At 42.6% G+C, this 20,842-nt stretch carries 22 protein-coding genes; 11 read left to right on the top strand and 11 right to left on the bottom strand.

Annotation, left to right across the window (positions count from 1 at the left end):
- Positions 1-33: 33 nt before the first annotated feature.
- The gene (ung, locus tag SOO65_RS10050) at positions 34-696 is read left to right on the top strand and encodes a uracil-DNA glycosylase (RefSeq protein ID WP_321399949.1); all 663 of its coding nucleotides are present in this window, start codon (positions 34-36) and stop codon (positions 694-696) included.
- On the opposite strand, the gene SOO65_RS10045 is transcribed toward ung, so the two are convergent.
- Positions 689-1,561, bottom strand: a complete 873-nt coding sequence (locus tag SOO65_RS10045; RefSeq protein WP_321399947.1) for an RsmB/NOP family class I SAM-dependent RNA methyltransferase — start codon at positions 1,559-1,561, stop codon at positions 689-691. The two genes, ung and SOO65_RS10045, sit on opposite strands and share 8 nt — an antisense overlap.
- Positions 1,562-1,673: 112 nt before the next feature.
- Here SOO65_RS10045 and msrA point away from each other — a divergent pair, with 112 nt between their 5' ends.
- Positions 1,674-2,222 carry a peptide-methionine (S)-S-oxide reductase MsrA gene (gene msrA / locus SOO65_RS10040; protein WP_321399946.1) on the top strand — a complete coding sequence of 183 codons (549 nt, stop codon included), beginning with the start codon at positions 1,674-1,676 and terminating at the stop codon, positions 2,220-2,222.
- Here msrA and SOO65_RS10035 read toward each other — a convergent pair.
- On the bottom strand, positions 2,219-2,932 hold the full coding sequence (locus SOO65_RS10035; protein WP_321399944.1) for a response regulator: 714 nt from the start codon (positions 2,930-2,932) through the stop codon (positions 2,219-2,221). The two genes, msrA and SOO65_RS10035, sit on opposite strands and share 4 nt — an antisense overlap.
- Positions 2,933-3,020: 88 nt before the next feature.
- Between SOO65_RS10035 and SOO65_RS10030 the strand changes: the two genes are divergently transcribed.
- On the top strand, positions 3,021-3,581 hold the full coding sequence (locus tag SOO65_RS10030; RefSeq protein ID WP_321399942.1) for a hypothetical protein: 561 nt from the start codon (positions 3,021-3,023) through the stop codon (positions 3,579-3,581).
- Between the two features lie 206 nt (positions 3,582-3,787).
- On the opposite strand, the gene SOO65_RS10025 is transcribed toward SOO65_RS10030, so the two are convergent.
- Entirely contained in the window at positions 3,788-4,228 is a 441-nt protein-coding gene (locus SOO65_RS10025; RefSeq protein ID WP_321399940.1) for a hypothetical protein, read from the bottom strand.
- A 93-nt stretch (positions 4,229-4,321) separates the two neighbouring features.
- On the opposite strand from SOO65_RS10025, the gene SOO65_RS10020 reads away from it, so the two are divergent.
- Positions 4,322-5,227, top strand: a complete 906-nt coding sequence (locus SOO65_RS10020; RefSeq protein ID WP_321399938.1) for a S1 family peptidase — start codon at positions 4,322-4,324, stop codon at positions 5,225-5,227.
- A gap of 6 nt (positions 5,228-5,233) precedes the next feature.
- Positions 5,234-6,070, top strand: coding sequence for a methyltransferase domain-containing protein (locus SOO65_RS10015; protein WP_321399936.1), 837 nt, complete (start codon positions 5,234-5,236; stop codon positions 6,068-6,070).
- On the opposite strand, the gene SOO65_RS10010 is transcribed toward SOO65_RS10015, so the two are convergent.
- From SOO65_RS10010 to SOO65_RS09995, 4 genes are all read right to left on the bottom strand, one after another.
- Entirely contained in the window at positions 6,067-6,414 is a 348-nt protein-coding gene (locus tag SOO65_RS10010; RefSeq protein ID WP_321399934.1) for a hypothetical protein, read from the bottom strand. The two genes, SOO65_RS10015 and SOO65_RS10010, sit on opposite strands and share 4 nt — an antisense overlap.
- A gap of 66 nt (positions 6,415-6,480) precedes the next feature.
- Complete coding sequence (locus SOO65_RS10005; protein ID WP_321399932.1) at positions 6,481-8,829, bottom strand: ribonucleoside-diphosphate reductase subunit alpha; 2,349 nt, start codon at positions 8,827-8,829, stop codon at positions 6,481-6,483.
- 9 nt (positions 8,830-8,838) lie between these two features.
- The gene (locus SOO65_RS10000; RefSeq protein ID WP_321399930.1) at positions 8,839-9,831 is read right to left on the bottom strand and encodes a ribonucleotide-diphosphate reductase subunit beta; all 993 of its coding nucleotides are present in this window, start codon (positions 9,829-9,831) and stop codon (positions 8,839-8,841) included.
- A gap of 232 nt (positions 9,832-10,063) precedes the next feature.
- Positions 10,064-10,780, bottom strand: a complete 717-nt coding sequence (locus SOO65_RS09995) for a ZIP family metal transporter (protein ID WP_321399928.1) — start codon at positions 10,778-10,780, stop codon at positions 10,064-10,066.
- A gap of 288 nt (positions 10,781-11,068) precedes the next feature.
- On the opposite strand from SOO65_RS09995, the gene SOO65_RS09990 reads away from it, so the two are divergent.
- From SOO65_RS09990 to SOO65_RS09970, 5 genes are all read left to right on the top strand, one after another.
- Positions 11,069-11,809, top strand: a complete 741-nt coding sequence (locus SOO65_RS09990; RefSeq protein ID WP_321399926.1) for a TIGR02147 family protein — start codon at positions 11,069-11,071, stop codon at positions 11,807-11,809.
- Positions 11,806-12,714, top strand: coding sequence for a hypothetical protein (locus SOO65_RS09985; RefSeq protein ID WP_321399924.1), 909 nt, complete (start codon positions 11,806-11,808; stop codon positions 12,712-12,714). The genes SOO65_RS09990 and SOO65_RS09985 overlap by 4 nt, the downstream gene beginning before the upstream one ends.
- A 71-nt stretch (positions 12,715-12,785) precedes the next feature.
- Positions 12,786-13,256: a Dps family protein gene (locus SOO65_RS09980; protein WP_321399922.1), complete on the top strand. Its 471-nt coding sequence runs from the start codon at positions 12,786-12,788 to the stop codon at positions 13,254-13,256.
- 175 nt (positions 13,257-13,431) lie between these two features.
- Positions 13,432-13,746: a hypothetical protein gene (locus SOO65_RS09975; RefSeq protein ID WP_321399919.1), complete on the top strand. Its 315-nt coding sequence runs from the start codon at positions 13,432-13,434 to the stop codon at positions 13,744-13,746.
- A 287-nt stretch (positions 13,747-14,033) separates the two neighbouring features.
- Complete coding sequence (locus SOO65_RS09970; RefSeq protein ID WP_321399917.1) at positions 14,034-14,579, top strand: hypothetical protein; 546 nt, start codon at positions 14,034-14,036, stop codon at positions 14,577-14,579.
- Here the strand turns inward: SOO65_RS09970 and SOO65_RS09965 are convergent.
- From SOO65_RS09965 to SOO65_RS09955, 3 genes are all read right to left on the bottom strand, one after another.
- A complete protein-coding gene (locus SOO65_RS09965; protein WP_321399915.1) occupies positions 14,576-14,836 on the bottom strand; it encodes a hypothetical protein in 261 nt (86 codons plus the stop codon). The two genes, SOO65_RS09970 and SOO65_RS09965, sit on opposite strands and share 4 nt — an antisense overlap.
- Before the next feature lie 274 nt (positions 14,837-15,110).
- On the bottom strand, positions 15,111-15,329 hold the full coding sequence (locus SOO65_RS09960) for a hypothetical protein (RefSeq protein ID WP_321399913.1): 219 nt from the start codon (positions 15,327-15,329) through the stop codon (positions 15,111-15,113).
- Positions 15,330-15,441: 112 nt separating this feature from the next.
- Positions 15,442-17,940: a chondroitinase-B domain-containing protein gene (locus SOO65_RS09955; protein WP_321399911.1), complete on the bottom strand. Its 2,499-nt coding sequence runs from the start codon at positions 17,938-17,940 to the stop codon at positions 15,442-15,444.
- 296 nt (positions 17,941-18,236) lie between these two features.
- On the opposite strand from SOO65_RS09955, the gene SOO65_RS09950 reads away from it, so the two are divergent.
- Positions 18,237-18,473, top strand: a complete 237-nt coding sequence (locus SOO65_RS09950; protein WP_321399909.1) for a hypothetical protein — start codon at positions 18,237-18,239, stop codon at positions 18,471-18,473.
- A gap of 566 nt (positions 18,474-19,039) precedes the next feature.
- Here the strand turns inward: SOO65_RS09950 and SOO65_RS09945 are convergent.
- Positions 19,040-20,842, bottom strand: a complete 1,803-nt coding sequence (locus tag SOO65_RS09945) for an AgmX/PglI C-terminal domain-containing protein (RefSeq protein WP_321399907.1) — start codon at positions 20,840-20,842, stop codon at positions 19,040-19,042.

Below are 20,842 nucleotides of genomic sequence, written 5' to 3'. Positions count from 1 at the left end.
ACATATCTTACAAGATTAGAGAGAATTTGGGCCATGAATTTCACTCTCGACCCAAGCTGGATGCCCCTTCTAAGCCCTGAATTTAAAAAGCCTTACTTTAAGGAACTGGAAGAATTTTTAGATTCCCAGACCAAAACAATCTATCCTCCGAAGGAAAATATCTTCGAGGCCTTCAGACTTACCTCTTACGACAACGTCAAAGTGGTGATCCTGGGACAAGACCCTTATCACGGTTTCGGACAGGCCCATGGATTGTGTTTTTCGGTTCAGCGCGGGGTGAAGACGCCACCATCGCTGGTGAACATCTTTAAAGAGCTTAAAGACGACATGGGAATTGATATTCCAGATCATGGGTGTCTAGAGAGCTGGGCCCGTCAGGGAGTATTCCTCCTTAATACAGTTCTAACTGTGGAAGACGGCAAGGCCGGCAGTCATCATAAAAAAGGCTGGGAAAAATTCACAGATAAAGTGATCGAAGTTTTAAACCAAAAAGAAAACGTTGTGTTTATTCTTTGGGGCTCTCCTGCCCAGAAAAAGGCCCAGCACGTTGATGAAAAGAAGCATCTCATTTTAAAATCAGTGCATCCCTCACCATTATCAGTGTATCGCGGATTCATGGGATCAAAACCGTTCTCGCAGACAAATGCTTATCTGAAAGAACACAATCTTAAACCAATTGATTGGACGGTTACTTAGTTCGTTTAACCACGGCCAGATAGAATGGGCCCCATCCAGTATTGTCTGGCAGCACCTGCCACCCAAACTCTGTCGGTTCACCGAATGAAAACTCTTTGCGGATAAGTTCAAAACGACCAGGACGTTTTTGATAGAGCTTACGAATGATATCGTCGTTCTCTAATTGCGAAAGCGCACAAGTTGAATACACAATCGTGCCACCTACTTTCACAATATCCAGCGCTGAAGCGAGCATTGCAAACTGAGAAATCGCAATCGCCTTAGTTCTTCCCGGCGCCCAGATCGCCAGCTCCTTCGAGTCTTCCAGAACATGTCTCTCCGACGAGCAAGGAGCATCTAAAAGAACTTTATCGTAAATACTTTTCTGATACAGACTCCACTTAGTGGCGTCGTGTCCAGTCACGGTATGATTTTTTTGTTCTGACTTTGGAAGATAATCATCAAAAATTCTATGAATGCGCGCGCGACGAGCAGCAGAGCGATCATTGGAAACGAGAAGTCCCTGGTTCTTTAATTTCAAAGCACAGAGAAAACTCTTACCACCTGGGGCCGCACAAAGATCAACCATTTTCTCACCAGGTTGAAGATCCAGTGCTTCAACAGGCAGAATACTGGCCGCATCCATGAGGTAGTAATTCATGTAGCCTTCTTCAGTCTTTTCAGGCTGAGGAAAACTTTCTCTCACATCGTGTTCGAAAGACACTCCCGTTACATGTAAGGGAGCTTCAGAGAATTTAAACTTAGAAAATGGATTGGCAACGGCAACGTGTTTTTTTGGCGCCAGCAATGCCTCTTTCAGACGAGGCCAACGCTCACCATACATCTCAGAATAGAACTGTTCAAAACCTTCAGGGCCTTTCGTCATAAAATCATTGTAACAAAGTTTGGATATGAGTCGAGATTGTTAATACCTGAGTGTGATGGTTTATGGAAGCCAATTCTCTTTTTGAGGCGTATTATTGATCCATGAGGTTTTTATGAAAGTACTAGCACTTTTATTATCTGTCATGATGTGGACTACTGTAGGAGCAAAGACCATGAAAAAAGAAATCGCAACTCTTGCTGGTGGATGTTTTTGGGGCGTGGAAGAGATTATTCGTGCCATTCCTGGGGTAACCAATACAACGGTCGGTTACACGGGCGGGACTGTGGATAATCCTAACTACAATATCGTAAAACTCGGAACGACAAATCACGCTGAATCGATCGAAGTGGAATTCGATGCCAATAAACTTTCTTATGCTGATTTACTTGGCTATTTCTTCCGTCTTCACGATCCAACAACTTTGAACCAACAAGGTAATGACAAGGGTACACAATACCGTTCAGCGATTTTCTATCACTCTCCTGAACAGAAACAATTTGCTGAAGAAACTATCGCGAAAGTGAATGCTTCTAAGAAGTGGCCACGTCCGATCGTGACTCAAGTCATTCCTGCCTCAAAATTCTATCCGGCCGAAGAATACCACCAGGATTACTTAAAAAAGAATCCCGGTGGATACACATGTCATTGGTTGAGAGATTAAGAGAACGAAGGAATGTAAGGAACGACCTTACTGTCTTCAAAGTAGTCTTTGAAATGGTCTAATGTCTCTGGAGTCAGGTGCAGGAATTCCACACCCATTGTGGCCTTTTGTGCACCTTGATCCGTTGGTTTAAACCAACGACAGATGCCTTCGCCAGTAAATGACTTATCCCCGTAAGTGAAATTGAATCTCACCACTTCCCCGATCTCATACTTAGTTCCATGAGTATCGAGTTTAAGTGAAACACCACCACGGCCAATTTTAAGCTCGCCATTGATCGGTTTAACTTCTTTTCGGGTCTCAATTGTTCCGTGATTAAAACGTTCTTCAACTGGAGAAGTGTACCTCACGGCCATTTTAATCAGATCATCAAGCTTGAATGGTTTATTTAAGAGGGCCTCAGCACCCTTATCGAAAGCATCTTCATTCGTGATATCGGCAAACCCTGTAATCAAGATCACAGGTGGAACCTGCACATCTTTTGCCTTCACGACGTCGAGCAGATCCACTCCGGTCCCACCAGGCATACGAATGTCGGAGATAATGAGATCAATCTTATGAGATGCAAGCACCCTTTGGGCCGAGAGAATATTTTCGGCCTGAAACACCTTCGCACCCATGAACTCAAGTTCAGAGGCAACGATGTCTCGAAGATCAACTTCGTCATCCACAACTAATAGGGTCTTTCCTTTGAGAACATCTTCTTCCATACTTATCCGATCGGTTCTTTCAAAAAAATATTTTATCAAAAAATTCCTCATGTCATACAATAAATATTAGCTAAATATATGAGGTTACATGAAATTCCTGATCATTTTACTTATTTCTAATTCCTTAATGGCCTCAACGGAAGTTGAGGATGCCAAACGCTCTATTCAAGAACTTATCCGCCCTTTGATTGCCGGCGCGAGTAAGACACGTCCTAAAGGAACAGAAAAGTTCCGAGTGGATGGCTGCGACAAAACAAAGATTAATTGGATGAATGTCCTCACGATGAAAGAAGAGGCCAGCGTCACTTATAAGTTTAAAGACGGGTGCGACATTCAAGGAACTATCAAACCAAAAGTGTTCCAGACCTTCCCTGCATCACTCGATCTTCGAAACATTCAGTCTTACAGCAAGGTCGAAAGCCAAAATAAAATAACCGCCATGCTTGAGGCCAAGCCAATTCTGAATCTGGAAATGCGTGCTGGTCACTTAACTGGAAAAAATGCGAAAGTTAAATTCGAGGCAGACTATCGAGTTCAGTTAAATCCAATGAATAAAAATCCGGTCGAGAAAAATCTTGGCGGAGAACTGCGGATCACTGAAATTAACGGCAAGAAAGCATCAATCAAACAAAAAATTCTGGTCCAATAAGAAAGGGGCGCAAGGGCCCCTTCATTATCTTAATTCTCTGATGATTCTTACTGGTTGTACTTCATCTTCCTCATGAGTTTGAGCGAAAGAAAGTTGGGCACTTAATACTAATAAGAGAGCGAATACGATTTTCATAAAATCTCCTTGCCGAGTTTATCGCACAGTAAGGTTTTTTAAGAAAATTGATAATTTCTATGGCCCTATAACTAAAAGTAATAACGCCCGCCGAACAAGAGATGAAGCTCAAGCCCAGTCGATGTTACGAAATCAATAATGGGAGCTACTTCCGCGAAAACATCAGCTCTCTTGTTCTCTACTCTGTGAGCGAGGCCCACCGGAATACGAACACCTAAATTAATGTCGTCTTCAAATTCCATACGAGCACCAAGACCGTAATAAAGATCCAACGGATGAACATCGTTAAAGAAAAAGGCCCCTTCCTTATGCAGAAGGTAATCTGAGTGAATGCTCACATCAGTGTTCTTCCCAAGCGACATCCCGAAACCACCATCGATGGCAGTTTTTTCGTCGAGCCAGTACTTACCATTTAGTCCTGTAGGGTTTCCGATTGAAACACCAACGCCTAATTGGTTCGCGAATGCAGTGATATTAAAAAGCATTAAGAACAAACAAACGATTAACTTCATGAAAATGACTCCTTAAGCCCTTGATATTAGTCCTTCCGTAAAACCTTTACAAGACCCGCCCCCTGCATTTGAAATGGTCCTACAATCTCCCTAATGAAATTATTTATGCTCCTGATCCTCATCTCTGGCGCCCTCTTTGCACGTTCCGTGGTTCCTCCTCGTATCGTGTATCCGAATTTGAACATTTTTGAAAAAGCGCAGATGAATGACGATGGCACCGTGTCCGTTAAGGCCACAAGCTACGATGAAGTTGGCAGATTCAAAAGAAACGGAACAAGAATCACACTTCCCTTAGAACAATACGAGGAATTTAAACGACTCTCCATGCCGGTTTTTCAAATGATTCCTGAGAGTGAACATCCCGCAAATGATGGCCGGCGCGGCACTGCTTTTAGTATCGGCGAAAGCCTGGTGCTCACTAATGCCCATGTGCTGAACATGGAGTTTAAAAACACAACTGAGTGTGCCGACTTTCAGATTAAAAACAACGAAGGCCACACCTTTGACTGTAAGAAGGTCCACTACTGTAGCGCCTTTCAGGATGTGTGCCTGATTGAGATTAAACCACTCACGATCTCAAAAAAAGCGTGTCTTTTCTGTGCTTCGGAAAAAATCCAAATCTCTCTGGCCGATGGCCCAGCATTAAAACTTAAAGCGAGCTATTTCCCTACTAACAATGATCACGAAGTCATGACGGCGATCGGTAACTCTGGCGGCTGGGGCATTCACATTTCTCAGGGTCGCGGGATTGAGCGAGAAATTAATCGCTTCAAGTTTTGGGCACCCATTCGCTCAGGAAATTCTGGTGGCGCACTGATTAATGAAGAAGGACTCGTAATTGGTGTGGTTAAGCAAGAAACGAACTTTAAAATTTCTCAGTTTACTAATTATGTCTACAACATCGCCACTCCGACAGATATTGTGATCTCACTTATTCGCAGGGCCCTTCAAGATGATCCGGAAACTCTTGAGAAGTTCAACCGTTCTGTGGTTGAATAGTCCCTAATGGGTTTAAGAAACATTCTCTTCATCATTTCGTGCATTATCGTTGGCCTTTGTCTGTCGTTGTATTTTCAAACAGACACGGAAGTTCAGACCGTAAACTGGGATCAATACAAAAATCTTCAGGACGCTGAGACCCGCTCCTATTCATTAAACGAGTACAATAAAAAGATCTCGCCCTATCGTCTTCAAGACCTCATTCAAGAGACCTATGAGAAGAATCGTCTGGCGGGTGAAAAGACTCGTGTGATGGAAATTGAAGCGGGAGATGGCCGCATTCTGATGGAACTAAAAAAACAATTTCCAGAAGTGGAGTTCTACGCTTTAAACCGTGAGAAGACCCGTGCCTTCTATCGCCGAGAGAGTTTTATCCTCACGGCCCTGAAGTTTGAGATTTTTAATAAGCAAGAAGTTGAAGAGATTGATCTGCCCTATGTGGTTTTTCAGGACCTGGATTTTGGTGCTCGCATTCCATATGACGATAATAAGTTCGATCTGATTTTTAGCGAGGACACCATCACCCAGATTAAGTACAAGTTTGAGCTTTTTAACGAAATCATGCGAGTGCTTCGCCCAGGTGGAGTTTCATTTCACACGGACATCACTGGTCTCAATATCTATTCAAAAGGTCTGGTGCTTGAACTTCGAGACGCCATGGCGGAAATTCGTCGTCGTGGGATTGATGTGAAGACTTTGGAAAATCGAGAGGCGATCAGATTCAGAAAGACACGTAAGGGGTATGTTTTCCCGGTGACCCCTCATCAACCGATTCCGGAAAACACCCAGAATCTCTCTCAGGAACTTAGACGTCCTGAGATGGGTTACAACATCAACTATTAAAGACTGATTCGAGTTGCAGAAACTTTTAAAGAAATCGCATCATCGATTGAGATTTGCGCCTCTTCTTTTTCATCCACAAGAAGTTGTGGAGTTGAAATCACGTCCTTCTTCTGTTTCACAACAAAACCCACCATGATTCCCTTGTGTCCCTGCACTTCTCCTTCTTTGCTGGTTACTTGCAGTTCAGTTCCTTTATAGGAAATGGCACCTGTCTCGCCTTCTTTAATACGAATTTTGCCAGCGGTTTTAGTCACGGCCTTGCCTTCAATTTCGAAAGCAATCTCGTAGCCCGGAACAGCGGCAAAAGCAGAGAAAGAGAACAAAAGACCAAAAAGAAATTTCATATGACCTCAAAACGAGAAAAGGCCCCCCACAACATCCCGTTGTGAGAGGCCCCTGACAGAAAAAACCTAGCTACCGCAGCTAACACATGCTTCTGGGTTGTCCAGAGAACAAACCATTGCAGCCTGTTGATCAGCAGCTGTTGCTGTTTTTGCAGTTTCTTTAATTGTGAACTTAATCGCGTCCACTGCTGGACGAGTTCTAAGATAGTACATACCAGTCTTAAGGCCAAGCTTCCACGCAGCAAAGTGAAGTGAAGAAAGCTTACCAAAGTTAGTATCTTCCATGTGGATGTTAAGCGATTGAGATTGATCGATGTAAGCACCACGGTCAGCGGCCATCTCAAGGATCGACTTCTGCTTAATTTCCCATACTGTTCTGTAAAGCTCTTTAAGATCAGCTGGAATCTCTGGAATGTACTGAACCGATCCATTGTGAGCGATGATACGGTCCTTCATCTCTTCATTCCAGAGTCCAAGCTGAATAAGATCTTTCACAAGATGTTTATTCACCATAGCGAACTCACCAGAAAGAACTCGACGAGTATAGATGTTAGAAGTTACCGGCTCGATACACTCGTTATTACCGAGGATCTGAGACGTTGAAGCAGTCGGCATAGGTGCCATAAGAAGTGAGTTACGAACACCGTACTGCTTAATTTTCGCTCTTAGAGTTGTCCAGTCCCAACGGTTAGATGGAGTTACACCCCACATATCGTGCTGAAGGATACCTTGAGAGATTGGTGAACCTTCGTACGAATCGTAGTGACCGTGCTCTTTAGCAAGATCAGCAGAAGCTGAAAGTGCCGCGAAGTAGATTGTTTCGAAAATTTGCTTGTTAAGCTCGCGAGCAGCGGCCGAATCAAACGACATTCTCATTTTGAAGAACGTATCTGCCAGACCCTGAACACCTAGACCGATTGGACGGTTTTTCATGTTCGAGTAACGAGCTTCTTCTACTGGGTAGTAGTTAAGATCGATGATACGGTTCAAGTTACGAGTTGCTTGGTAAGTAACTTCGTAAAGTTTCTTGTGATCATATTCGCCATCCACAACGAACTTAGGAAGAGCGATCGAAGCAAGGTTACATACAGCAATTTCTTTCTCAGAAGTGTACTGCATGATTTCTGTACAAAGGTTAGAAGACTTGATTGTACCAAGGTTCTTCTGGTTTGATTTCTCGTTCGCTGCATCTTTGTAAAGCATGAACGGCATACCAGTTTCAATTTGAGATGAGATAACTTTGAACCAAAGGTCACGAGCTTTAACAACTTTAAGACCGCGGCCTTCTTTCTCATATTTCTCATAAAGAGCTGCGAACTCTTTACCATGAACGTCGGCCAGACCTGGTGACTTGTTTGGACACATAAGAGTCCAGTCAGCGTCCGCTTCCACTCGTTGCATGAATAGATCGTTGATCCATAGAGCGTAGAAAAGGTCACGAGCACGTAGCTCTTCTTTACCGTGGTTCTTACGAAGTTCAATGAAGTCTTCGATATCAGCGTGCCAAGGCTCAAGATAGATGGCGAAAGCACCTTTACGTTTCCCGCCGCCCTGATCAACGTAACGAGCAGTATCGTTGAACACGCGAAGCATAGGAACGATACCGTTAGATGTACCGTTTGTTCCGCGGATGAATGAACCTTTCGCGCGGATATTGTGGATCGATAGACCGATACCACCAGCAGATTGTGAAATAAGAGCACACTGCTTAAGTGTTTCGTAAATACCTTCGATTGAATCGTCCTTCGCTGCTACCAGGAAGCATGACGACATTTGCGGCTTATTAGTACCGGCATTAAACAAAGTAGGAGAAGCATGCGTAAAGAAACCTTCAGAGATAAGGTGATACGTTTTGATAGCTTCTTCAATGTTTCCAACTTGTACTCCTAGGGCCACGCGCATGAACAAGTGCTGAGGGCGCTCAACGATTTTACCGTTAACTTTTAAAAGATAAGACTTCTCAAGAGTCTTGAATCCGAAATAATCGAACTCGAAGTCACGAGAGTAAGCGATTTCAGCAGAAATTCTGTTCTTGTGCTCACGAGCGAAATCAAAGATCTCGTCAGAGATAAGTGGTTGCTTCTCGCCAGTGAATTCATTCGTGTAGTTATAAAGAGTCTCGAAAGTCTCCATGAATGAATCTGAAGTCGAACGGTGAAGGTTCGCTACAGCAATACGGCCAGCAAGACGAGCGTAGTCCGGGTGAACTGAAGTCATATAAGCAGAAACTTCAGCTGAAAGATTATCTAGTTCATCAGTCGTAATACCATCAAACAATCCATTGATCGTACGCTTAGCTACTTGAACAGAATCAACGTATTTTGGATCTAAGTTATATGTTAACTGAGAAATACGGTGAGTGATTTTATCAAATTGTACGGGTTCTTTTTTCCCTGAACGTGTTGTAACAAACATGACTACTCCTTAAAAATCCATATCAGTTGAGAAAGCGAAGTTCGAACCAGCAGCTTCTTTTGTCGAGTTAACAACACCAGCTTTTTGATATTCAGAAACTTTTCTCTCGAAAAAGTTAGTTTTACCTTGCATAGAAATGAGCTCCATCCAATCGAATGGGTTCTTAGCACCGTACACATCAGAGTAACCAAGCTGTCTCATAAGACGGTCGGCAACAAATTTAATGTACTCTTTCATCATGTCAGCGTTCATACCGATTAGAGAAACCGGAAGAGCTTCAGTGATGAACTCACACTCGAAGTTTACTGCTTCAGTGATTAGCTCACGGATGCGTGCTTCAGATGGCTTATCTTGAATATAGTTTCTGTATAGAAGACAAGCGAAGTCAGTGTGTAGACCTTCATCACGAGAGATAAGCTCGTTTGAGAAAGTCAGACCCGGCATAAGGCCGCGCTTCTTTAACCAGAAGATTGAACAGAATGAACCAGAGAAGAAAATTCCTTCGATGGCAGCGAAAGCAACAAGTCTTTCAGCAAATGAACCGTTTCCGTAGATCCACTTCATGGCCCAGTCAGCTTTCTTCTTAATACATGGGATATTGTCGATCGCCTTGAAAAGGTAGTCCTTCTTCTTAGGATCTTTAATATATGTATCAATTAGTAGACCGTATGTTTCAGCGTGGATGTTTTCCATCGCGATCTGGAAGCCGTAAAAAGAACGAGCTTCTGGAATCTGAACGTCGTTATAAAAACGAAGGGCAAGGTTCTCGTTAACGATCCCGTCTGACGCAGAGAAGAACGCTAGGATATGCGAAATGTAGTGACGCTCTTGCTCATTCAGATTTTCCCAATCATTTAGATCGGAATAAAGATCGATTTCCTCGGCAGTCCAAAAACTTGCCATTGCCTTTTTGTACATGTCCCAGATGTCGTGGTACTTGATCGGGAAAAGTACAAAACGATCAGTTGTTTCTTTAAGTAAAAGCTCCGTGCTTGCGCTCATAACCCCAGCTCCTTCTTCATGATGTGTGTGGTTGTGTTGTTTTATCTGTCTTAAAATAAGCGTAGTAGTTGATCTGACATTTGAAAAGCGAAAAATCTATATATAGTGGTATCGACATTTTTTTGACGGTTTTTATAACTAGATTTAGTGTAATCTCCGATAAAATATATCGAGAAAAACGGCCAGAAATTAACAAATTCTTACATGTAAACGTGCACAATGCGGACGCGCTTTACAAAAGTAAATCAAGAGCACCGCACACAAACAGCCCAACCACGAATCCGGACACGGAAATACTTGCCGCTTCTGCACTTTGATATTTCACCCATGCTTCACGCGCTACCACAGACAACATGCAAGCACCGGAGAATGAGAGCAAGAATGGAAGTCCTAAGACGGATCCAGAGACAAAACTGTGTCCCAAAAATGCAGAGAGGGACTCAATCACGGCCGTCACTCCGTTTGCAATCAGAGCTTCTTTCACTCTGAATCCCGCAATAATGAAACTCATAGAACTCGCCAGCCCCTCGGGAAGATTCTGCACAAAGATCGCAACCGTAAGAGGAAGAGACTCTCTCCACCCAAGTGCCGCCACGTCTACTCCTACCGCAAGTCCCTCGGGGATATTGTGAAGTCCCATCACAAACACAAAGAGAAAGGCCCTTTGATGATGAATGTTCTGAGTGAGTCTTTTAATGAGATAGGCCATGAAGAAAATAAAAGCGAAGCCACAAAGCATACCAATAGGTAGAGCTTTAACTCCACCCATCTCATAGGCCGGATACAACAAAGAAAAGAAAGAGGCGCTCACCATTACTCCTCCCCCAAAACTCTCCCACCAGTTCCATTGCGATTCTTTGAAGTAATGATGAAAGAGAACTGGCAACGAGCCGAGGGTGGTAGATCCGCCGGTAATAAATAGGAGCCCAAAAAAGGTCGACAAGTTCATGTCCAACCTCCAAAAGAAAAGAGTACCCCTCACTCCTCTCAATTCCTATCTTCTGATCATTCAGGATCGCTTCATGCCTCATCAGATAATTCAAGTGCCATCCTTTTCTCTGAAAATTATGCGTTTACTAAGTTGAACAGATGAAGAAACTGATGGAAGGCCTCTGCCATCACAATGTGATTTCGCACTCTCATAATCCCTAACCAAAGTGCTGTTTTTTACAGACTATTCAAAGAAAACATTCTTCGTTAAGAAAATTTGTAAACCTTTATTTACCTATGGATTTATATGCAAAAGAACTTCGCTGCATACCTGGAAAAAGAATTTCTCGAGAGAAGAAATCGTAATCCATCTTATTCACTTCGGGCCTTCGCAAAACTTCTGGGCGTGGACCAATCTACCCTTTCAAAGTTTTTCAATGGGGCGCGAGACCTGTCTTGGACCATCAGAACTCAATGTTTAGAGAGACTTGGCGCCAGCGAAACGGTCATTGCCCAGTTTGAAGAGGAAAGACGAACTCTCCTGAGCGAATACACCGAACTGGAAGAATCTTTAATGACGGTCATCGGCGACTGGAGATTCTGGGGTGTTCTTGAATATTTAAAGATCGACAATAAGTGCTCGGTTGAGTTTCTGGCCAATCGTTTTCATATTCCAGTGGAAGACATGCAGGGAATCCTGGAACAGCTTTTAAAGCTGGGTTTTATCAGCCAGGACCAGAACGTTTATAAACTTCTGAAGCCGAACAATTCGTGGGTGGATGGAAGCAAAACTTCCGAGGCCCGTAAAATGCTTCAGAAGCGACTCTCGCAACTAAGCTATGATGCTATTGATAAAGTGGGAATCGAATCCCGTTACCACGGTTCATTGACTGTTGCCGTAGACAAAAACCGTCTGCCGGAAATTAAAGACAAGATCATGGCCTTCCAGGCCGAGCTTGGGCAATACATTCAGAAAAAGAGCTCTCTGAATGAAGTTTATCAACTGACAGTTTCTTTCTTCCCTCTCACTAAAGGTTCAGAAGTATGAAATTCATTATCGCTTTAATATTATCTTTTTCTTTTACTTCTGCCTTTGCCGGCGGCCAAACCGGAAGTGGCATGAACGGATGTTGGGTAAGAAACTTCTATGGCGTTAGAGAATGGCGCTCAATTGAGGAAATCATGTACCCGGAAATCATCCTTCGGAGACCAAGTCGATCAATCCGTAGCTATGATATAAATCCTCAGTGGAATTATGTTCCTAACACTCAATATGCAAACCTGACTGGCAAATACTACGTAAAACGTGCTTTGAAACGTATTAGCCAGATTTCGACCACTCATCCTAAAACTCATCTTATCTTTAATGAGCTCTTTAAGTTATTTCGTCGTGTGCAAGTTTCAACCTTCAAATTAGACGGCATCTTTAAAGGTGAACTCACTACTCACCACTCCATTTGCAAAGACTTCTCCCCGGCCATGATGACATTTAGAAACGGATCGATTGTGGTCTTTAAACCGGTCTTTGAACAGCTTGATGGGCTTTCGTCGGAGATTCTCTATGTTCACGAGACTATTCGTTTCGCCCAGACTTTTCATCCGGTATTCCATGACATGACTGACTCTGAGCTGCAACACCTGTCTTCGCTGTTCTTCCTCAATCGACCGGATTACATGAAGTTTAATGAGATACTTAAAAAATATGAGGAGCGTCTGGTACAAGCTGAATATAAAATCGGCTCACCTAAGCCTTATATTCCTTCAGGAGAGAGCTACGATACTGAAAGAATGTTCCGCTCAAAGTTTCAAGAAGCTGTGTTCTACTATGAGGAAAACCTGGGTGATGAATTGAATAAATTCAGAGCTACTGATGTGGAATTCATGACTTCAAGCTACGAAGAAATTTCCCGAGTTTTAAACTCTGCTAAATCGACAAAAATTATCGGCCCATAACAAATATCGATTAGATTAAAGCGCCTTTGGATACTAGAATTATTCCAACTCTAGTAACCAAAGGATGTTTTATGAAAATCGATAATGGTATCTCAGAAAAAGATCGTAAAGCGATCGCAAATGGCCTTAATCACCTTCTGGCCGACACATACACACTTTACCTTATGACTCACAACTTTCACTGGAACGTGAAAGGACCGATGTTCAATACTCTTCACCTGATGTTTGAAACTCAGTACAACGAATTGGCGTTGGCGGTGGATCTCATTGCAGAAAGAATTCGCGCTCTAGGATATCCAGCACCAGGAACGTATTCAGAGTTCGCTCAGCTAAGTTCAATTAAGGAAGTTAAAGGCCAGCCTAAGGCCGAAGAGATGATTAAACACTTGGTTCATGGCCAGGAAGCGGTCACAAAAACTGCTCGCTCACTCTTCCCAACAGTTGATAAGGCCTCAGATGAGCCGACTGCAGATCTACTCACACAACGTATGCAGCTTCATGAAAAGAACGCCTGGATGCTTCGTAGTTTACTCGAAAAATAATAATTCCCACTGGGCTGCTAGGTAAAACTAGCAGCTCAATTTTTTCAATTTGGCCCCAAATCGTACTCAACAATCCCCACATAAATAAAAAAATATTCTTAAAAAATTAGGCCTAAAAAGGGTTATCTTTTAAGAGGCTTTATCGATAAGCCAACACACTTCACGGAGGCGAATTGTGATTTTCTACACTCTTCAGGGACCGAGTCACGAGCTTGAAATCCACGACGACAAACTTAGTTTGATCAAGAAAGGATGGAGAACTGTTTTCTCAAAAGAAGATCCTGTTACGAGTTGGGAACTTCAGGCCCTATCGCGTTTTGAAATTACTGTTCCTAAATTCATTTTTTGGGGAAAAATTGAATGGCAAACCTACGATGGAAATCGTGGTTCATTCCGTTTCAGCACCAACCCAGTGATGGTGAAGAAAATTGAAGCTTACATGCAGAAACGAATTTTAAAAGACTTCCATAATAAGAAGAGGGCCGCTTAATTCAGAGAAAGAAATTCGCTGAATTTGAAACAAATCATCGCCATGATAAAAAGAAACACGATTCCTTCCACCACGATTGACCAATCGTTATCACAATAACTGAAACATTTTGTCCAAATGGACCTTATCAAATTTGGCATGTACTAAGTATATTTCAAATTTCTTGAGGACACCGACACGTCATCGAGAAATTGATCCACTGGAAAGGTGGATCGCTGACCGCATTTAGTTCGTTAATTTTCCCATTAGAATATTTATGAAAGAATCACTCTTATAGAGAGGTTCAAATGAATAATCTAAACATTAATAAAAATCTCTTTCGACGAGGCGGAATACTGGGAAGAATGGATTATTTCAAAAACATGATGATACTTTTTGCCGCTACCATGGTCATCTACATCGTTAGCTTTCGTGAGGTCATTACAAATGAAGCGCTTGAAGCGGCCTTTTTTGTGACCATGCTTGTCCTTCTGATTGGGATCAGTTACCTGAGCCTCATCAATTCCTTTAAACGTCTCAGAGACCTGCGGGGGAAAACTCATAATGAAATTCCCTTTCAGATCGGACTGGCGGTCTTGATGGCCATTCCCTATTTATCCATTATCCCATTGGGCATTTTACTTTTCGCTGAGGGCGCAGTGACGGGCCACGGATCAATCTTTGGAAGACTAGAAAGTTCGTTATCAAATAATCGATTTGAAGAATCCAAGGAAGAAAGAGAGGCGAAAAAGATCGATAATCTTTCCCGCCTCTATCATCTAAAAGAAACTGGTGGCATTTCTGAGGATGAATACAAGCACTATAAAGACGATGTCTTTAAGAAAAGTTCTTAGTAAATAGTGTTAACACATCCTACGATCATACAAGAATCAGGGTAGAAACTTTTGTTCATGCAGTAACGAATGGCGATATCTTGAGCGATGAAAACATTCGGGCTAACACCAACACCAATCGCGCCGTCAGAAGAACGAGCTTCACAACGTTGAGCAGGAACATCCATTGCTTCAATAGTATCTACAGACTCAACCTGAGCTGTTTCAGCGAAAGCAACAGAAGAAAGAATAAGACCAACTAGAACTAACATTTTCATAGGTACTCCTTTAAAGTAAAAAATTTGGTGCAGCTTTATTAGTGAATAGAAGTGAGTTCGTAAATTTCGAGCTGACAGGTTTTGTGAGAATTGAAATTTTTATAAAGAAGTGACTTAACTCATTCTAAAGATGAATGGATTTAAGATTTCTTGGTGGTGTTTGAGTGAGAAGAGTTTCGTTTTTTAAGAGTGAAAAAATGGAAATTTAAAAAGTATGCTTAAGAATTTCTAAAAAGAGATTCCTCCCAAAATGAGAAGAACCTCTTTAGAATTTTTAAAGGCAGCTTACGATTCTACAAGTTCCCGGTCGACGGCTACTTGCCTGGCACTGTTGAAGGGCCATTGCCTCCGATGTGTAACGGTTCATGTGAGTAGCGAAGGCCACTGTGCCATCGGCACCGTCTGCACGACATTGAAAACCCAATGCTACTGTCTTTGTGTTGGCAAAACCAATTGAAGAAAATAATAGACCAAGAAGAATGATGCTTTTCATAGGGACTCCTTTTGAATTGAGGAGTCTCTACCACATACTTTGATTCATCCAAAATTCCCAAATTCTTTTATGCTCCAAAAGGACGGGGATCACTCCCCGTCCTTAATAAGACCTAAAAACTTGAGCCTACTTCATTACGATTCTGAGGGAGATAATTATCGTACAATGATCCTTTCTTAATCATCAAAAATTGGGACAGCTTCTCCATTCTAGAGGCCGCTTGAATTCCTGAAAGAGTCGAAAGTGCACTCAGACGGCCAGCATGCTTGGAGGCAGAATTATACAACACTCCAGTGGCCCCGATAATGCCAGGATCGTTTGGCAGATTAAAACCATTGTTCAGGATCGTTGGTGCAAGTGGAATCTGGACAGAACCCACAAGACCCACTCCCCAACTTAGGCAATCAAAATAGTTTTCGTAAGAACTGAAAGTAGCGAGATATGCTTCATCCGGGGCCTGATTAACCACCGCCACAGAACATAGAGACACTACGTTGTGAGTAAGCACAATACCTTCTGGTAACAAAGTTTTACCATCTCCTCCATAGTCTGAGGCAAGAGAAATGGGGCGCGGGGATACGTTGCGGATGAAATTTCCCGAGACAATCGTATCAATCACCTTCCAATACTCTTTTTTTACGGTTGTTGTATTACCCGGAAGTATCGAAATACCGCCGTGGAGTTTGGAAGTTGTTATCAATTCTTCGATGTGGTTATTTAAAACTAGATGATTTTGATGAATAATTCGAATTCCGTAGGAGTTTGGCATGATGGTAGAAATTCCCTGTGGGAGATTGACACCCGAGAAGTAGTTTCCTTCTACAATGCTCATGTAACCATGACGAATGGTCAAACCACCACTGTTATTTCTGAAAGTGTTAAAGCGAACAATGGTTTGAGGGGCCTTGATAGAGATGATTTCAGGTTCACCTTTACAGACTTTGGCACTCCAATTCCCGGCACTGACACAAGAATTATAAGCTGAATCCGTCAGTCTTGTTCCTTCAAACACATTGAACTCGACTGTAGTTCCGACCAGGGTCGCATTTTCTCCAGTCATCAGAGCTTCAGCGTCTTCCTGCGAGGGTGAATGTGAACGATCACTATCGCCAATACGAATCGAATCAAAATCATTGGCATCATTTTTTTCCAACTTCCGATCTAAGAAGAGATTTCGGAAAATGCGATGTCCTTCATGCAGGTTTGCTCGGTTGAGTTCCCGATCCACAAGAACCGAGGAGCCAGCATTTTGCTTGTTCTTGAATGTATTATTTGAGATCTCGACGTTTTGAGAATTAGGCTTGATCCGGATGGTTTTAAAATGTTTTGCATCATTTTTATACTCAAGATCCATCACTGCGGCCACACTGGTATCAAAGCGGCTGTTTTGAAGACCACAATAAGCACAATCATCAAAAACGACTATGCCGTAGCTACCGTATGAAAAAGAGTCATAGTTTTGCACGTTAAGATTTTTGACCAAAACATAACTACCTTTGACTGTCAGAAGAATCTTACCAGTCAAGATCGTAGAGCCGTCAGGTTGACCTTCAATGATGATAGGAGCATTTTGAATTCCCTCACCTCTTAATGTCACATTCACATTCGAGAATGTTCCAGAAGGTAAAATGATTTTTGAATTGGGAGCAGCTGCCAAGGCCTTAGTGGCCGCATCTGAGAAACTTAGAGCGTTAATTTCAGTTAGGTTAGTAGCGCTCTCAAAGCGACTCGGGGCCGGTGCCGCGGGAATAATGGGATCTGGTTGTGGTTCAGGATCTGGAATCGCCCCTAGCTTCGTTAACTTAAGTGTTCGTAGTCGGGCCAGGGCCTCGCGACCAACAATACTAATGGTATGAGAACCAGCAAGTAAATTCAGAGTCGGTCCAAGTTTCCATTTAAAATCGGCCGATGCTCCCAGGTGGATGGCCTCTTGTGTTCCATCCGCATGCTTTAACCAGAATGAATCACTTGCAGAGGTTAATCCTTGCGCCAGAAGATCAAGGCGCACCTGAGAATCTTCAAGGAGAAGGAACGTAAAGTCCGCTTGCCCTTGATGATTGGTCGTAGACGAAAGATAGTCACCAGTAGAATCTGCTGTCAAATTCATCGGAGGTGTAAGCACGGCCTCTGAAGCATGAACTTCCAGTTTTTCAACTGGGACCTCAATGATTTTATTGATTCTGACTGCCGCAATTCGAACATAGGTCTCTCTTCCGAGGAGACGAACCTGTTGAATACCGGCCTGCCCTTGAAACTCTTGGGGAAATTTCCTCCATTGATAAGCAGTATTATCTATGTCCAATTCCCATTCACCAACCGCACCTCCATTTACTGATACGGCCATTGAATTTCGGTAAATAGCATCGGCATAAAGCAATGCCTCGACCTCAAATTTCCCAGGTTCATCAAGCTCGAATTCAAAAAGAGCTTCACCAGTGTTTGCAAGAGTGGTGTGAACGCGATGACCAGTCGGAGAATTTGAGGCCGTTTGAATGACCATAGATGGCACTAGACCAGAGTGCTGTGAAGCCTCTTTATAAAGAACCTCAGCGAGAGCTGGACCAATAGGCAATAAGAGGGCGGCCAGGCCCAATTTGAGCAGAAGCTTCATACGTACTCCTTTTTTCTGCGATGGAGCCGTTTCGGTTGAAAGGATGGTTCCCCTTTGCCAAGGGAGCACTTAAAAAGATGAAGAATTCTTGAGGTAGAAATGGCAACTTCACTTAAGAATGTACAAATTAGTTGAAATCAAAAAAAATTGACATTGTATATACAAAGACAAATGATAGGAAGCATGGATTGGTCAAACAGTTAAAGGCCTCTTGATTGTTATCTACAGTGAACCATCCTTAGACACCATTCGAATCATTTCGTCCAGAAAGGCTACAAAACAAGAAAGAGAATTTTATGAAGAATGAATATGACTTAAAGAAACTTAAAAAGAAACCTGTAAAGCGTAAGCCAGATCCAGATGCCAACAAGACCATGATCTCACTTCGATTGCATGGGGCAGATTTAGCGGATTTAAAACGAGAAGCTGATCGCCTGGGAATCCCCTATCAAACGCTCTTGAGTAGTATCGTTCACCGTTATGTGAATGGAGAATTGATTGATAAGGAAGAAGCTAAAAAAATTGCGGGCTGATCTTAAGGTTTACTTCGACGTCGAAGTGGAAACGCGTCATTTACTTTCGCTGGCGGAAGTAATTTTAATTACCAAGCTTGATACCCGCATTTACTACAACTCCCCTGAGTCTGTCCCTTATTCAAATATTCCCAAAAAAATTTATGTCTACATTTAGGGCATTATTAATGTCCCAATACAGCTGATGTGTACAAACAATAATATTGAAATAATTGGATTGTGTTTCACTAGAAATTTAATCATTTGTTGAAATCCGAAAAGATTGTTCGCCCTCGACCTTCTTCATAATAACTATCCTTCATATTCATATCGTAATCTCGAAGGTGGTGATAGTTTTCAGCCTCTTTCTTATGAGTAATAAGTGGCCAATATTTTATTAGAATCGTGCCTACAACGAGACCCAAACACAGCCACTCAGCAAGGCTGACTCCTTTGGAAAACCTAAAGAGAAAGGATTTTAAACCACCAAGAAGCCTCTTCATAACACCATTGTAAACTGGTCTCTTCATATTCATGTAGATAAGAATTCTTAACCAAAAAAAAGCCCCCTTCCGGGGGCCTTCCTATTAGATTTTTTCTGTTTCTGAGAAGAAGTTAAGCGGCTGTCTTACGTCCACTACCCCGCCACCTTTTGGTTTTGGGAACTCGATCAAGCTAAGCACCTGACCCATACAACCTACACCTTTGGCCGAGAACTGAGCGTCCTTCACCTTGATGGCGTATTTAGAAACTTTACCACCAGCGCTGATTGTAAAGTTAAGGTCGATTACACCTTTAATCTTATCAGAGTTAGCGATAAGTTCCTGTTGGTAACAGTGGCGGAACTGAGGAATATACTCTCTTAGAATCTTACGAAGTAATTCTGGGTCCATTGAACCAAGCACCACTGTTTTTGGTTCTAGGTAAGAAGAATCAAAGCCCGATTTAGAGGCCAGACCTCTTGAACCATATGAACCAGAACCAGAACCGCTCTTATCTGAACCGTTGAACTTAGAAACACCGATATCGGCCCCAGCAACTAGCTGGCCGTTATCGGATGTACCAGAGTTAAAGCTTGTGTCTTTAACAGCACCTTTAGCAGTTGAGCCATTAGTATTGATCTTTGGAGCGTCCCCTACAAGAGAGTTAAACGCCACAGAAGACTTAAATTCGTAGGCCTTAACTGGCTGAGTAGCAACAGGCTGAGCTGCGGCCGGAGTTGGAGCAGCGGCCTTGGCCTGTACTTTCTTATTTTGAGAAGCGGCAGCGAACTCAACCTTTTGGTTCGGTTGTTCAGTTTCCTTGTGGCCCGTGTTCTCAGTTTTAGAAGTTAACTGTTCAGCTGAAAGCTCAGACTTCTCCTGAGACTCTTGAGGCTTAACCACTTTTTCAGGAAGTTTGTATACAACTGCGATCTCTTCTTTGAACTCATCTTGTTTAGGAATAGTGATGAAGAGAAGAATCAATAATGGCAAGAACACCGAAGCGAAAACCTTACCACCTTGTTTAAAGAACTCACGGTCACGATAGAAAGCTGGGATACCTCTCCAACCAGTCGTATGATCAACTAGGCGGAAAGACACTTGCTCAGTGCCATGGCTAAAGAAAACAGTGTCATTAAGATTGATCTTGTCCCAATCAGTTGATGGAGTCACCGCTTCAGAAGCGTAGAACTTAAGCTCGCCATTCTGAATCGAGAAGATCTTTGTATTGCTCAGAGTATGGAAAAGGATATCGGTCTTTTTCTTCTTCTGAGAATTGAAGCTGTAGTCACCATTTTTTAGAGATAGATAAGACACATCCATCATAAGACCATTTACATAAGAAATGATCTCAAGACGCTTGTCTTTAACCGAGTAACCAATATCCAGAACTTCTTCAGTCTGTTCTAGATCAATGAACTCGCCGTTAATAGAGATTTTAGGGATCTCAGTCAATGGTTTGAAGTTCGAATCATCGAATTCAATATCACAGTACTCACCATCGATGAAGATCAGACCTGGACGTGGAGGAAGCTCAACTGAAACCGGAGTTTCAACTGAAACAATCGCCTCATCAGGGTTAAATACTGGAACGTTTTCTTCCAGACCTTCGATGGCAAAACTCAAAGTACCAATTGTTAGAGTGTCACCTGGATAAACGCTGGCCTCGTCAACACGGCGGCCGTTAACAAATACTCCACCTTCAGAGTACAGGTCTTTCACCATGAAGCCTTCACCTTTAAGGCAAAGAAAAGCATGCATAGAGGAAACAGATTTGTCGTTCAGTTTAAAATCACATTTATCAGATGAACCGATAAGGATCTTCTTCTTGTCGATGATCAAGGCATCTTCGATCCTTGGATCAAGACATTTTAAACTAAACTGTCCTTGTAAAGTCGCGGTCTTCAT

It is taken from the genome of Peredibacter starrii, assembly GCF_034259205.1.
Lineage (GTDB): Bacteria > Bdellovibrionota > Bacteriovoracia > Bacteriovoracales > Bacteriovoracaceae > Peredibacter > Peredibacter starrii.
This window is presented reverse-complemented; position numbering and strand designations above follow the sequence as displayed.